We start from the raw sequence: 14498 nt of genomic DNA, 5'->3' as shown, positions 1-14498 counted from the left end.
AACTACACAGCCGAAAGGACTCGACGTGAGCGAACCCAACTACCGATTTAGCGGCCACGAATCCTTCACCTGCCGGTATGCGTGGCTTCCAAAGGCGGTTGAAGCCTTGTCCAGCAACCCGTCATTGTTCAGCGAAATCGACGAGGCGATGGTTCAGCTAGGACTGGGAAAGAACATGGTTCAGTCACTTCGGTTTTGGGTTCAGGCAATGCGAGTTGCCGAGCCAGGTGACGGAAATCACCTGCGGCTTACAGGGTTCGGAAAGAGTATTTTCGGGCGCGACGGACTTGATCCGTTCATGGAAGATTCAAGTACCCTCTGGCTTCTTCACTGGCAACTTTGCTCTCATCACGACAACCCTCTCTTTGCCTGGCACTTCCTATTCAACCGATACAACGAACCTGAGATAGTTCGCTCGGAAGTGCTCGAAGCCATCGACACAGAATCAAGGCAGTTAGCCCGTCCACTCGCAAAAGCGACTTTAGCTCAGCATTTTGACGTGTTCATGCATACCTACATGCCTACACGCGGCAAAAAGAATGAAATTATCGAAGATAACCTCGATTGTCCTTTGGTCGAGCTTGGCTTGATCGAGCGAACCGGTGAAAAGTTTAACAAGAAGAGCGTGAAGGAGCCGGTCTACGGATTCAATCGAGAGCCGAAACCCGATTTGACGATGGGCGTATTTGCTTTTGCGATCGATGATTTTTGGAAACGCTGCAAGTCGGATGAGCAATCGCTTTCGCTTAGCGAGCTGACTACTGGGATTGGCAGCCCTGGCCAAGTCTTCAAGCTTCCTGAAGACGACATCAGGCATCGGCTATCCACGATGGGCAGCTGGGGAGAAGACTATGAGTATCGTGAGTCGGCGATGTTCGAGCAACTAGTGCGAGTTAGAAACGCATACACGACGGAGGAGCTAATCGAATATGCCTATGAAGGAGATTTCGCCAATGTCTAGTGCCGCCAAAATCCAAACGGTACTTCAACCGAAACAGCGATTCTCACGATCAGTGCATTTGGAGCGTGACTTTCTTGATTCAACCGCCTTGGATCAATACGTTGTCACCGATCGGATTGAACAACTGAGCCGGAGGTTTGCTTCGGCGTTTGCCGAAGGCTCAACTGAACGAGCATGGCGAATCACTGGCGACTACGGAACCGGCAAATCCTGTCTTGCACTCGCCCTGGCCAGGATATGTGACCCTAAGTCCAAGGGTACTTATTCGCATTTGGGCAAATTGAAGAAATCGCTTTCCAGCGCGCAGGCATTGCCTGTTTTGGTCACTGGCACTCGCGAGCCGATCTCCACCGCGATTATTCGTGGTATTGAAACAACCTTGGGCCGATTAAGGACAAAGAGGCGACCACCGGAATTACGTAAGGCCAAGCAAATATTGCGTGACGCTAGTCCAACCGACCGAGATCGGTATGCGATTGAATTGCTTGAAGCCACAACGCGGTTTGTTAATGAATCGCGTCAATGCAACGGCGTCTTGCTAATTCTTGATGAGTTGGGCAAGTCACTCGAATTTGCGACGCAGCATCCCGAACAGCAGGACATAACGTTCTTGCAAGTTCTAGCCGAATCAGCGTCACGCAGCAACGAAACGCCATTGGTCGTTCTGGGTATCCTGCACCAGGGCTTTTCCGCCTACGCAGACCGAATGGAAGCCAACGACCAGCGAGAATGGGACAAGATTGGCGGACGATTTGAAGAACTTTTATTCGATCAACCGCTAGAGCAACTTGTTTCGCTCGTATCGAGCGCATTGGGCGTGAAAGTGGACCGGTTGCCGCCAGCGGTCAAGCGCGCCGCCCGGGAGAATATGGCCCACGCAATCGACCTGGGCTGGTTCGGCGCGGTAAGCAACAAACAGGCGCTAATGGATCAGGCGCCGTTGATTTACCCGCTCCAGCCGATGCTTTTGCCAGTCCTCGTTCGATTCTTCAGCCGCTTTGGGCAAAACGAACGATCTCTATTTAGTTTTCTGTATTCGGCAGATGCGGGTGCGTTGCGATCATTTGCCGAACAGCACAATGTCGGTGAAGGGTTCTTTGGAATCCATCAACTTTACGATTTCGTGCGACAGTCCATTGGCTATCGGTTGCACACCCGTGCCTTGTCGAGTCGATGGAGCCAAATCGAATCCGTAATCGACGCTTCGCTTTGCAGCTCTCCGCACGAGGTTGCCATGCTGAAGTCGGTGGGCGTTTTGAACATGCTTGACGACCAGAGATTGATCGCGAGTGAAGCGGCTCTTGAAGCGGCATTGGACCGGTCTTGCCTGCCTGGACGAATGAATTTTGACGCGACGTTAAAAACTCTTCGTCGTAAGAAACAGGTGCTGTACTACCGAGGAGCTGCTGGAGGCTACTGTCTTTGGCCATACACAAGCGTCAACTTGGAGTTGAAGTATGCCGAAGCTGAAAGAATTATCCGCAAGGAAGCGAATGTCGTTGACGCTGTAGCAGAGAATCTTGCTGAACGTCCAATCGTCGCGCGTCGTCACTACGTCAAGACCGGCAACCTACGGCATTTCGATCTTGTCTACGTCAGAGCAAGTGAACTGGGCAATGTGATCAGTCAATGGGAGCCAAACGACGCTGACGGTGCCGTCTTTGTACCCCTTTGCCAGACGAATGCAGAGCGGGCGCAGGTAGAAGAATCAGTTTCCAAACTGGGGCTACGCAAGCGAGATGAGATACTAATTGCGCTGCCACAGCCTTTGAGCGGATTCTCAGGGCTTGTGGCTGAGGTGCGAAGATGGGAATACGTCTCAAAGAACACGGAGGAACTTGCCGGAGATAAACACGGCCGAGAAGAAGTGTCCCGTCAAATCGCTGCCGCCAAGGCAGTCTTGCTTGATCGAATCAATCAAGTTCTTGACGTACGCTCGTTTCGACGTGGCCAAGGAATGACCTGGTTTCACAAAGGCAAAGTGATCGAGCTTGCAAACTCCCGTGAACTGTTTGGATTCGTTTCCACTATTTGCGACCGAGTGTTCCCCGAGTCGCCTGTCTTAAGAAACGAATTGTTGAATCGAAGACGCCTCAGCTCGGCTGCTGCTGCGGCGCGGATGCGACTGATCGAACGCGTGCTAGACAACGCAACCGAAGACTTGTTGGGAATGGATCCAACCAGGAAGCCTCCAGAAATGTCGATGTACTTGTCCGCACTCAAGCAGACCAATCTACATACGACGAATCGGCAAGGGTCAACGATTGCAATCCCAAACGCAGGCGACGACACCTGCAATCTGCTCCCCCTTTTTAATCGCTTACGGTCGGTTCTAACAGAGAAGGAAGGCAGCCGCATCCGTGTTTCTGACCTGTTTGCAGAACTAAGGAAGGCTCCAATAGGGGCGAGAGACGGCTTGCTGCCTTTGATGCTAGCCGTGTTTTGTGTTGCTGAATCACAGCACGTCGCACTATACGAAGACAACGTCTTTCTTTACGAGATCGGAGGTGCTGAGTTTCATCGGCTTTCAAAAGTACCTGAATCTTTCGAAATGCAGTACTGCAAGCTCAGTGGCGTTCGATCGGAGGTGTTCAACCAACTCCTGAATGTTGTCGGCACCGAAATCGATGACTCCCGCGCCCCCGACCTGATCGACGTAGTTCGTCCGTTATGTGAGTTCGCAGCCAGTCTCCCAGAGTACTCTCGCAATACGACATCACTCAGCGCGAAGACCCTAGCAGTTCGCGAAGCGTTATTTGACGCACGAGAACCATCAACACTGATCTTTGAGCAGCTTCCTGTCGCTTGCGGATTATCGCGGATCCCTGTGCGAAAGAAATCAGCAGCGACTGACACCAAGAAGTATGTAAGGGACCTTAAGAAGAGTCTTGGCGAACTTCGCAGCGTTTACCCATCGCTGCTTAGTCGAATCGAGAAGGCTGTTGCATCAGCCTTTGAAGTCGTGGCTGAGCATGACAAGTTGAGAAAGCAACTTGAGAAAAGCTCGCACGCCCTGGGAGTGTATGTGACCGAGCCGACGTTGAAGGCGTTTTGCCTTCGATTGGCCGATTTAAACCTAGGGAGAGATGCATGGTTGGAATCCGTCGGCAGTCTCGTCCTCGCGAAACCGCCCCGTCGCTGGCACGACTCCGATGTGCGAAGGTTTGAGGAAGCACTGCAAGACCTCGTCGTTCGCTTTACCAAGACAGCTAGCTTGGCTTTCACACAAGGAAAAGCCACCAATCAACAGTCATTGCGTATCGGCATTTTGAAGGCAAACGGCGAGGAAAACAGCTGCGTCGTACAGGTTCCAGACAACAAGAAGGCTGCTTCATTGAAGCGAAAGATGGAACGATTGTTTGACGAAAACCCAAGCTTGGCAATCGCAGTTGCATCGCAAGTAATGCTGATGCACCTCCCTGAGAACTCTAAGGATTAGAGTTTTATGCCATTCAAAGTTACAGCACGAACAATTCTTCAGCTTGGTGGGGAGTTAATTAGCTCCGACGGGGTCGCATTCTACGAATTGATCAAGAATGCGTTCGATGCGGGATCGAAACGAGTGATCGTTGACGTCGCCAACCGGCTGCCGATCGAGATTGTCGAGTCTCTACTTGAAGACATTTCGAGCGTTGGGGAAACCAAACAAGATAGATTACTGAAAGCGGTGAAGGAAAAGATTCATTACCACGCGGAGTCGAATGCAAGAGGGATCGTCGATTGGCTAAGAGAAGTAGATGCTGCAGCGAAACTGGACGAACTCGCGTCTCTGTTGCTTGATGCAAATACGATTAGCTTCACGGATTTCGGCCATGGCATGTCGCTGGCGGAGCTGGATGCCAATTATTTGACAGTCGGGACACCACACAGAAAACTCGAACGCCTAAACTCAACAAAGACAATTTTAGGTGAAAAAGGGATCGGACGGCTTTCGACGATGCGGCTCGGAAAGCACCTTTGGGTTCAAACAGCTACCGCGGAAGATACTCACTGGAATATTCTTGAAATTGACTGGGGCGATTTTGGCGACGAGATCGGCAAACTAATCGAAGATGTCGATGTCAGTCCCGTGAAAGGGGACATGATCGAAACGGAGGAGAAACGCGGAACCACCGTGTGGATTTCACGTCTCAACGAGAATTGGTCCCGCTCGAAGTTGGCGGAGATTGCCAACGATGACATCGCGAGACTTCTTGACCCCTTCGCAAGCAGCCGACGGATTGCTGTTACGTTGAAGTATAACGGTCAACGAGTTCCCGTGCCGCGAATGAGCGAAATTCTGACCGAACGAGCACACGGGATCCTTGAATCCCGATTTGAGCTTGCAAAAACCAGGAATGGCGGCAAGGACGTTCGATTTAGCGGAGATATTGAATATCTGGTTTCGAGTGCAACTGGCGAGAAGCTAGAAGGTCGGAGGACAAGCTTCGTGCACAATTATGACGACCTTTGTGGCCTGTTCAACGACCAAAAGTCGAGCGACTTCGACATCGATTTGGATACGCTTTACTCGCTGGGTCCATTTACACTCAAATGCTACTGGTTCAATCGCCGCTTGATAAAGAAGATCACGGTGAATGAAGAAGTGCTGGACCTCAAGTCGCTAATTAGACAGTGGTCAGGCGGGCTTGCTCTCTACCGTGACGGATTTCGTGTACCACCTTATGGCAGTGAAGAAGATGATTGGCTGGATCTTGATAGGCGTGCGCTCGCGTCTCAGGGCTACAAGGTAAATCGGGCTCAACTAATTGGCAAAGTAGATATTTCGGCGGCCGCTAATCCTAAGTTGGAAGATCAGACGAACCGTGAGGGGCTTCGGGATTGCCCCGAAAAACGTGCGCTGATCAATCTATGCAAGCTTGCACTAGAAAATGAATTCCGTGGTTATCTAATCGAAGTAGATGAAGAACTTCGGGCAAAAGGAAAACAGAAGGTCGATTTCGGCGAACTTTCTGATCAGCTGTCGGAAGTTGAAGAGAAAATCAATCAGTCACTCGACGCATTGTTGAATAAGCACGACCAAAAGCCGGAACTGGGGCTTGCTACGGTCGAAAAACGTCTCCGATCAGCATACGACACCGTCGTTGATGTTGTTGAAGAAATGCAATCTACCGTTGAAGCAACTGAAGACGAAAAATCGAAGTTGCTGCACTTGGCAGCACTTGGGCTTTCTGTTGAAAAACTGGCACATGAGCTAAACCGAACGACACGTCATGCGTTAGAAGCATTGCACGGAATTCAGAAGGGCAAGGACGCCGATTCGCTTCGAGAGGCTGCTGAAATTCAACTCGTGTCATTGCAAAAACGATTACAGAATCTCGACCCTCAACTTGGCCCCAAGCGCAATCGCAAAGAAGAGTTCGACTTAAGAGATTGCATACGACTTGCCGTCGGCGCATATGAAGGCAAGGCTAAGCGACACGGAGTAGAATTGTCTGTACAGTTTCATCCCAATCGTCCGATTAATTTGAAGACCGTCAAGGCGTGTGTTATTCAGGTCCTCCATAACTTACTGGACAATTCGTTTTATTGGCTCACGGCAAAACGGCGCAAGCACGATATTGTCGATGAACGGCGAAAAATCGAGATTATCGTAAACGCTCAAGATGGAACGTTCAAGTTTTTCGACAATGGGCCAGGCATCGCACCAGAAAATCGAGAACGTGTCTTTAGGGAGTTCTATACGCTAAAAAAAAGTGGCGAAGGCAAAGGTCTTGGGCTGTTCATCGCTCGGGAACTCTTGGAGCTGTACGGGGGCACAATCACGCTGTCTGAAGAGAACGTAAATGAGAATGGACGATTGACCACTTTTCTTGTTGACTTTTCGGGAATGAAAGCGTGAGTGATTTAGAATCGGCTAATGGCAAACCGGGTTTGCGTATCGGAGTCGTTGATGACGCGTTCGCTGCACCAGATCGTGATTCTGTTGAGCTTTCTGATCTAGAGATTTTTTGTGAGGCAGCGGGCGAACATGATGAGTTGAGCGGGCGACTGCTCGACACAACTGGTATTGCTGCGCACGACCCGTCCGCCATCACTGACAGTCAGGTCGCTGCCTTGTTTGAATCGCAGAATCAGTTTAAGGAAATCCAGGTCGAGTTGGAGAGCTTATTTGCCGACTTCAAACGTCGACGTGCGGACCTCGATGCGATTGTGGAAGGAATTAAAAAGTTCCCTGGAGTCAGCGTAGAAAGGTTTGCTTCGAAGAAGGAACTAGAAGGGGTGAATGAGCTAAGTGTCGTCTTCCTAGACTACAATCTCAAAGATGGAAAGAACGAGTCCAAGGCTGTTGCCAGAGACATCTATAAGGCCCATCGTGCTTTCATCGTTCTTATGTCTGACAAACCAGACGCTGAGCAGGACGAAGAGAACTTTCGCCGGGAGACTAGACTCCTGCGAGGATTCTTTCGATATCTCCCCAAGCGCGAACTGGTTAATTCGGAGACCGTCTATCGGACGCTACTTTTTGTTCCCGAGAATTCCGAAGTTTGTCACACTATTCACGACCTTATAGACGCATTGGAGGCAACACTTGGCGGCAACATCGAAGAGTTGGAACGCGACGAGCTACCAGATAATCCTGTAGTTGGCCAGGCGATACGTCGATTCATGAATGTACTGCGGACGCTCCCACTACAAGATTATGCCATACTTTGTGAACTCACATTGTCTGACGAAGGCCACCCACTTGGCGACTACATACGAAGGCTCTTTGGATCTCATCTAGTTCATCAGGTATTTGCCACTCAGGATGTTGCCGGAAGCCTTAGAAAGCTCGACCAATTGCGATTCACAGAGTTTCTACCGGTAGCCTCTGATCCTTCAGATTCATTGAAGGAGTTATATGCGGCGTCGCTAGTGGAACCCATCACAAATCCTTGGGGCGAACATCCTTGGGAAAACGAGAGCACTGACGGGGGGAGTGATGAGTGACGTCCCGGCCGAAGATGGTTATAAGAACGTCCTTCAAACGCTGGGGATGGTCGATGACGCGGAAGAAAACTTACCGTTCGTGCAATTGGGGGACGTTTTTTTTCATAGCAGAGAATGCCTTCTATTTGCGGTTGTGAATGCGTCATGTGACTTGCAGTATGTTCCAAATCATATTTGGCGAGCACGTAACGTAAAACCAAGAGATGCACGGATACGTGATCGGCTCGATTCAATTTTGCTGGTACCCGGAGCGTTTCGCATCGCGACTCATCAACCATCTAGCAAGCTCACAACTGGATTGATCCAAATCGACGCAGAATGGTTGGCAATTGATTGGTTTCCGCAGCAATTGATTTCCGTACCTCATGGCGCGATACGAAATGTTTTTCAGGAACGTGGCTATCGACATGACTGTCGTTTGCAAATGTCACGAGCACTCGAATTGCAGCAGGCATGTTTCTCGCATCACAGTCGCGTCGGTTTGGAAGTGCAGCCACCGCTGCATCGCGACGTCAGGATTAGGCTCTTCGCGAATGTGGGCGGTGCCTTAGCCGAATTCGGGACTGAATACAATATTGGAGCGATTGCATTTCATTCACGGCAGAACCGCGTCGTGGTCCTCAAGTATGATGCATTATCGCACTTGCGTGATGCGGTTGCAGTAATGACTTCAGTTGCAGCTGCAATGAGCGAATTACAATCTTGCTTTTTTCAGCTCCACAAATCACCAATCGTTATCCCCGAGAAGGTAGTTGTCACTGAATCAGTAAAGACAAATGTAACTGCGCTGAAGATTTTGGTAGGGAATTCGTCGAACGCAATTTCTCATTTTGGCATATCACATGGCGAGCCAATTTCTCGGGACAAATTAAATAAAAAATTTTCCGTTGTGCTAGCAATCAACGAAGAGTAGCCTGATGAAAGAAACACGACACATTCTTAGCTTGTCGGGTGGCAAGGACAGCGCGGCTCTCGCGATCTACATGCGTGATCGCGTGCCGGAGATGGAGTACATCTTCCACGATACGTTCAAGGAATTGGACGAAACGTATGAGTATCTTGACCGTCTAGAAGCGATCCTTGGAAAGCCAATTCTCAAAAGCAATCCAGATCGTGGTTTTGATCACTGGTTGAAGGTATATCGCGGGATGATCCCGTCGAATATGCGGCGATGGTGTACCAAGAACCTGAAGCTGAAGCCGTTTGAAAAGTGGATTGGTGATGACCCGGTTGTGAACTACATCGGGTTACGTGCAGACGAAAGTCGCTCAGGGTACATCAGCGCAAAGCCAAACATCACGACTGTGTACCCTTTCCGCGAAGACGGCCTTGTCTACGAGGATGTGATTCGCATCTTAGAAGAATCAGGCTTGGGATTGCCGAAGTACACCGACTGGGGACGAACCCGTTCTGGCTGCTTCTTCTGTTTCTATCAGCAGAAAATTGAATGGGTTCGTTTGAAGCAGACTTATCCAGACTTGTTCGAGCAAGCCAAGGCTTACGAGTTCGACCAGCTGAAGTACAACAAGGATGGCAACGCATTTTACTGGTGCGGTGACGAGACACTTGAAGAACTGGAGCAGCCGGAACGAATGGCTGAAATTGAGCGACAATGGGAAGAGAAGAAGGCCAAGAAGCGAAAATCTCCCAAACTCGTTCAGATTCTCACGGACGTCGAATTTGAAGACGATCCCGGTCGCGAGGACGGCTGTTTAATCTGTCAATTGTAAGACGCATGTTTATTCATGAAGCTGCTGAAAAAGCTCTACGCGAGAAGGGCGTTCCGACGCATGTGTCATCCTTGTGTCGCCACATTGTAGACAAGGGGTATTACAAATTCGGGGCCCAAGAACCTGAAAACGCCCTTGCAATCCAACTCAGTCGCAGATCCAGCAATGTCGATAGAGCAATTGTCAATTGTTGTGTTTTGAAAAATGATCAGGCGGCGACTTGCTCCTGCATGATTCCGTCTTTGAAGGGCCGTCCTTCGATGACGTAAATGATCTTGTCGTGGCTGTTGAGTCGTCTCCATTTCTTGGACGCGGACTGCGCGAGTTTGAACATCATTGCCAGACTCGCACGTCGAGTTCCGTTGCCCTTCGTCCTCCGGTGACGCAGGCGGATCGTGGCGAAGGTGGACTCGATCGGGTTCGTTGTGCGAAGGTGACTCCAGTGCTCGGCCGGAAAGTCGTAGAACGTCAGAAGGACGTCACGATCTTTCTTTAAGCACTCACACGCCGGCGAGTACTTGGCCTCGAACTTTTCAAGGAATTCATCGAACGCTTTCTCCGCATCAGATCTTGTCTCTGCTTGCCAGATTTCATGGAGCGATTGCTTGGCCTTTGGCTGAACGCTCTTGGGCATCTTGTTCAAAACGTTTGCTGTCTTGTGGACCCAACAACGTTGCTCACGGGTCTGCGGAAAGACCTTCCGAAGCGCCTTCCAGAATCCAAGTGCACCGTCGCCGATCGCCAGCTTGGGCGCTTTTGTCAAACCGCGTTGTTTCAAGTCCAAGAGCAGTTCACTCCAGCTTTGTTCGCTTTCGCGGTAACCGTCGAGCACAGCGATTAGCTCTTTCTTCCCGTCGGCCGTTGCACCCATTATCACCAATAAACACTGCTTTTTGTTGGCGTCATCCTCAAGCCGGACCTTCGCGTAAATGCCGTCGGCCCAGATGTAGACGTAGTGCTTGCCGGACAGATCCCGCTTGCTCCATTGGTCGTACTCATCGCACCACTGATCTTTGAGTCGAACAACAACGTTCGCGCTGAGCCCACGAGCCCCTTCGCCGACAAGCGACTGCAAAGCTTCGGCGAAGTCACCCGTGGAGATTCCTTTGAGGTAAAGCCAAGGAATCAGTTCTTCGATTGCCTCAGTCTTGCGAAGATAGGCTGGCAGCACGCTGGGGGAGAAGACGACTCGCCTATCAGGGTCTTTCGTGTTGTCCCGAACGCGTCCCTGCTTCACCGGAATGGCTCCAGCGCCGGTCAGGATCTCTCGCTCTGGAAGGCTTCCATTCTTGACAACCAGGCGTCTTCCCTGCTCGTCACGTCGATCATCATGTTGGTCGATGAATGCTTCGACCTCGGCGTCAATCGCGGACTGCAGCATCCGTCTGGCCCCCTCTCGGACGAGTTCGTCTAGCGGGCTTTTCTGGTCCACCTGCGATGGAAAAGAAACGACGTTCGATTCGTCTACTGGCACGTCGAGCCTGTCTGTCATAGTCTTGTTCATGGCGTATTCCTTTGCCCACTTCGGGCCGTTGGAGGGTTGAAGTTCCAACAGGATGCGCCACCTTTTTCATTCGCTCAAGAACACGACTTTTGACAATACCTCATGTCGATATTGGACATTCAAGTCCTGACAAGCGATTCTATAGAGCGTCGCCAGCAACGTATGGACTCATTGAATGGCTGGAAACGGGCAACGAACTAAAGGGTAATTCTGACCGTTCTTCAGAATTGGACGACGATGTATCCGAAATACTTGGCGGCGAGCAAACGCCAACCGAGAAAGAGCAGCTGGTGCTCGCTCGCGTGGGACAGGGGCAATTTCGAAGTGGTGTTCTGTTACTATGGAGCAACCGGTGTGCAGTGACCGGGACGAGATTCGCTGTTAGGGCGTCACATATTAAACCATGGCGAGATTGCAGTGACGCCGAGCGTCTCGACCCAAATAATGGACTGCCACTTGTTGCGACGCTTGATGCACTTTTCGATTCACACCTTATTTCGTTCAACACTAACGGCGAAATCATGCTTAGCAATAGTTTGCCCGAACACGAGCAGACGGCCCTCGGGATCGCCACTGACATGCGTTTGCTAACTAAGCCGACGTTGGAGACCGAACGATATTTGCAGATGCATCGGGAGTTCCTGCTCACCTAATACGTGGATTCTTATAAGCTTGCTCGGAAATGCTCGACAGCACGGCAGATTGCATCTGCCGCCGAGCGAGTTTCTTGCTCAGTGTTCCCTTTTCCGAAACCGAATCGCAGGGAACACTCAGTCGGCTTGGGATCTACCGGCAACGCATCTAGGACATGGCTCGGTGCGAAATCGGATACGTGGCAAGCAGAGCCAGTACTGGCAACAATTTCCGGCAGCATTGTCAGTAACCCTTCGTCATCCGTTTCGTAGAACGCAATGTTACTGATATGCGGCAATCGATTATCTCTGTCACCATTGATCGAGATATGTTGGAGACGATCGAGAAGTATCGACTCAAATCGATTTCGGAGCGCTACAACTTTGTCGTGCCAACGCTGTTGATGTGCAGCGGCAAGTTTGCAAGCTGCCCCCAATCCAACAATGCACGGCACATTTAGTGTTCCAGCACGAAGTGATTTCTCCTGGCCGCCACCGAACTGGCGTGGTGAAATCATCTGTTGCTTGTTCAGGTCGCGTACAAAGAGGACACCTACGCCTTTCGGTCCGTAAAGCTTATGAGCCGAAAACGTGAGCATCGAAATCGCGACTGCTTCTAGGTCGACCACAATCTTTCCAACTGCCTGTGCTGCGTCGCAATGAAACAGAATGCCGCGAGCAGCGCAAAGTCTCGCGATATCGGCCACGGGTTGAATCGTGCCAATTTCGTTGTTGCCCCACATGATCGACACCAATGATGTGGCATCGGTGATCGCGTTTTCGAGTTGCTGAAGATCGATCAACCCCAATTCATCCACAGACAAATAAGTTACTTCCCAGCCTTTAGACTCCAAGTGACGGCATGGTTCCAATACTGCCGAATGCTCTGTCACTTGAGTAACGATGTGTCGCCGTCCTTCAGGCGTCTGCTCTGCGAGCCCGAGAATGGCGAGATTGTTGGCCTCGGTCGCGCCGCTGGTCCATATCAACTCGTTTGGTCTGCAATTGACGAGCTGAGCAGTTTCCTCGCGTGCTTCCCGAACTGCACGCTGCACAACACCGCCTACTGATGGGTGGGGAGTTCCCGGATTCCCGAATGACTCTCGCAGGAATGGAAGCATCGCATCCAGTACATTTGGATCGAGTGGTGTTGTTGAACAGTGATCGAGGTAGATTAGTTGCGATGATCGGTTTGGGAGTTTGGCTGAATCGTTCATGAGAAGCGGTACTGTTCGGCTTTCCTGGCTTGCGGAGTCCTGTATCCTAGCGGTTTATGCGATCTCCACCCACAACCCCGCGTATCAAGCGTCACAAAGCCGCTATCAAACGGTCGGACTATTCTCGTCCGCTCAAGTGCCTTTGGCGAGACCGCATGATCACGCCAGAGCGTAGTTTCTTCGACTACGGCTGCGGACACGGTGATGATCTCGCAGCTCTTCGCGAAGATGGAGTGGCATGCGACGGTTTCGATCCAAAATTCCGCCCTAACGTAGATCCTCAACCGTCAGATATAGTGAATATCGGTTACGTGATCAACGTGATCGAAGACGTTGAGGAACGAAGGTTGACGCTCCAGAAAGCATGGGCTATCGCGGATCGCGTCCTCTGTGTCGCTGCCCGAGTCGTGATGGGGGAGTCCAGCGGTCGAGAAGTCGAATTTGGTGACGGGCTCGTCACGTCAATTGGGACCTTTCAGAAGTACTTCACGCAAGCGGAACTCCGAGAGTACATAGAAGAGTCACTCGGCTCGGAAGCATATCCGGCTGCACCAGGGGTCTTCTACGTTTTTCGGGACGAAGAGCTTAAGACCCAGTTCCTGTCCGATAGAGTTCGCCGGTCGATTACAGCACCGCGTAAACGAATCGCAGAGGTTCGTTTCGAAGAGCACAAAGCAATTCTTGAACCGCTTGTTGAGTGTGTCTTGTCGCTCGGGCGATTGCCAGCGGAGGATGAATTCGAGTTGACCTCTGAGATTGTTGATGCCTTTGGCTCGTTGAAGCGAGCGTTCGCCCTCATTAAGAAAGTTACTGGCGAGGAAGACTGGGAATCGATCCACGTCGCTCGTGTCGAAGATTTGACTGTGTACATTGCTTTGGCAAAATTTGCGAACCGACCACCGTTTTCGCGGCTGCCAAAGCGGACACAAAGGGACATCAAGGCATTCTTCGGTTCATACAAGAACGCCTGTGACAGCGCGGATGCGATTCTCTTCGAAACGGGTGATGCAACCGCCATCGATGCGGCTTGCGTCAATTCCGCTGTCGGTAGACTGACGTCAAATGCTCTGTGGGTTCATCGCAATGCTGTTCCGTCCCTTTCTCCGATTCTCCGTATCTACGAAGGTTGTGCACGGGCTTATGTGGGTTCCTTGGACGACATGAATATAGTGAAGTTGCATCGCTTTTCCGGAAAAATCTCTTACTTGTCATGTGGCTCATTTGATTACGAAGCCCATCCTCCTCTGACGGCAACCGTCAAAGTAGCTTTGCGGACACTGCGGCTTGACTATTTTGAGTACGCTGCTGCTAAAGATCCGCTACTACTCGATCTGAAGGATTGCATGGTGCCAGCTGACTACCCGTTCCGGGCGAAGTTTGAGCGCCTTTCCAAGCAAGAACTGAAGCACGGAGTGCTGGAAGGTCACAACGACCTTCAATCAAGACTTCAATGGCAGTCAACACTTAGTTTTCTTGGCTTCACTCACCGTGGTCACCGGCTGATCCGAAAAAGGTCATAGT

11 protein-coding genes are annotated in these 14498 nt (G+C 50.9%); 9 read left to right on the top strand and 2 right to left on the bottom strand.

Going from position 1 to position 14498, the window contains the following annotated elements; all coding sequences use genetic code 11:
* Positions 1–25 precede the first annotated feature (25 nt).
* The 7 genes from Mal15_RS31380 to Mal15_RS35215 are packed head-to-tail and all read left to right on the top strand — an operon-like array spanning position 26 to position 9893.
* A complete protein-coding gene (locus Mal15_RS31380; protein ID WP_167547167.1) occupies positions 26–961 on the top strand; it encodes a DUF4007 family protein in 936 nt (311 codons plus the stop codon).
* Positions 936–4400: a hypothetical protein gene (locus tag Mal15_RS31375; RefSeq protein WP_233903134.1), complete on the top strand. Its 3465-nt coding sequence runs from the start codon at positions 936–938 to the stop codon at positions 4398–4400. Before Mal15_RS31380 ends, Mal15_RS31375 begins: the two co-directional genes overlap by 26 nt.
* 6 nt (positions 4401–4406) lie before the next feature.
* Complete coding sequence (locus tag Mal15_RS31370; protein ID WP_147871339.1) at positions 4407–6803, top strand: ATP-binding protein; 2397 nt, start codon at positions 4407–4409, stop codon at positions 6801–6803.
* Positions 6800–7894, top strand: a complete 1095-nt coding sequence (locus tag Mal15_RS31365; protein WP_147871338.1) for a hypothetical protein — start codon at positions 6800–6802, stop codon at positions 7892–7894. Before Mal15_RS31370 ends, Mal15_RS31365 begins: the two co-directional genes overlap by 4 nt.
* Positions 7887–8807, top strand: a complete 921-nt coding sequence (locus tag Mal15_RS31360; protein ID WP_147871337.1) for a hypothetical protein — start codon at positions 7887–7889, stop codon at positions 8805–8807. The genes Mal15_RS31365 and Mal15_RS31360 overlap by 8 nt, the downstream gene beginning before the upstream one ends.
* Positions 8808–8811: 4 nt before the next feature.
* The gene (locus tag Mal15_RS31355; protein ID WP_147871336.1) at positions 8812–9624 is read left to right on the top strand and encodes a phosphoadenosine phosphosulfate reductase family protein; all 813 of its coding nucleotides are present in this window, start codon (positions 8812–8814) and stop codon (positions 9622–9624) included.
* A 5-nt stretch (positions 9625–9629) separates the two neighbouring features.
* Positions 9630–9893 (top strand): HTH domain-containing protein, encoded by a 264-nt coding sequence (locus tag Mal15_RS35215; RefSeq protein ID WP_147871335.1) that lies wholly within the window; start codon positions 9630–9632, stop codon positions 9891–9893.
* Here the strand turns inward: Mal15_RS35215 and Mal15_RS31345 are convergent.
* Positions 9833–11116 (bottom strand): IS256 family transposase, encoded by a 1284-nt coding sequence (locus Mal15_RS31345; protein WP_233903594.1) that lies wholly within the window; start codon positions 11114–11116, stop codon positions 9833–9835. The two genes, Mal15_RS35215 and Mal15_RS31345, sit on opposite strands and share 61 nt — an antisense overlap.
* Positions 11117–11217: 101 nt before the next feature.
* Here Mal15_RS31345 and Mal15_RS31340 point away from each other — a divergent pair, with 101 nt between their 5' ends.
* On the top strand, positions 11218–11781 hold the full coding sequence (locus Mal15_RS31340) for an HNH endonuclease (protein ID WP_167547166.1): 564 nt from the start codon (positions 11218–11220) through the stop codon (positions 11779–11781).
* Positions 11782–11792: 11 nt separating this feature from the next.
* Here Mal15_RS31340 and Mal15_RS31335 read toward each other — a convergent pair whose 3' ends face one another.
* On the bottom strand, positions 11793–12977 hold the full coding sequence (locus Mal15_RS31335; protein ID WP_147871334.1) for a cysteine desulfurase family protein: 1185 nt from the start codon (positions 12975–12977) through the stop codon (positions 11793–11795).
* Between the two features lie 56 nt (positions 12978–13033).
* Here Mal15_RS31335 and Mal15_RS31330 point away from each other — a divergent pair, with 56 nt between their 5' ends.
* Positions 13034–14497: a DNA phosphorothioation-associated putative methyltransferase gene (locus Mal15_RS31330; protein WP_147871333.1), complete on the top strand. Its 1464-nt coding sequence runs from the start codon at positions 13034–13036 to the stop codon at positions 14495–14497.
* The last annotated feature ends 1 nt before the right edge of the window (position 14498 follow it).

The organism is Stieleria maiorica (genome assembly GCF_008035925.1).
GTDB classification, from domain to species: Bacteria; Planctomycetota; Planctomycetia; order Pirellulales; family Pirellulaceae; genus Stieleria; species Stieleria maiorica.
The sequence above is the reverse complement of the archived record's forward strand: the minus strand, read 5'-3'. Positions and strand labels throughout refer to the sequence as shown.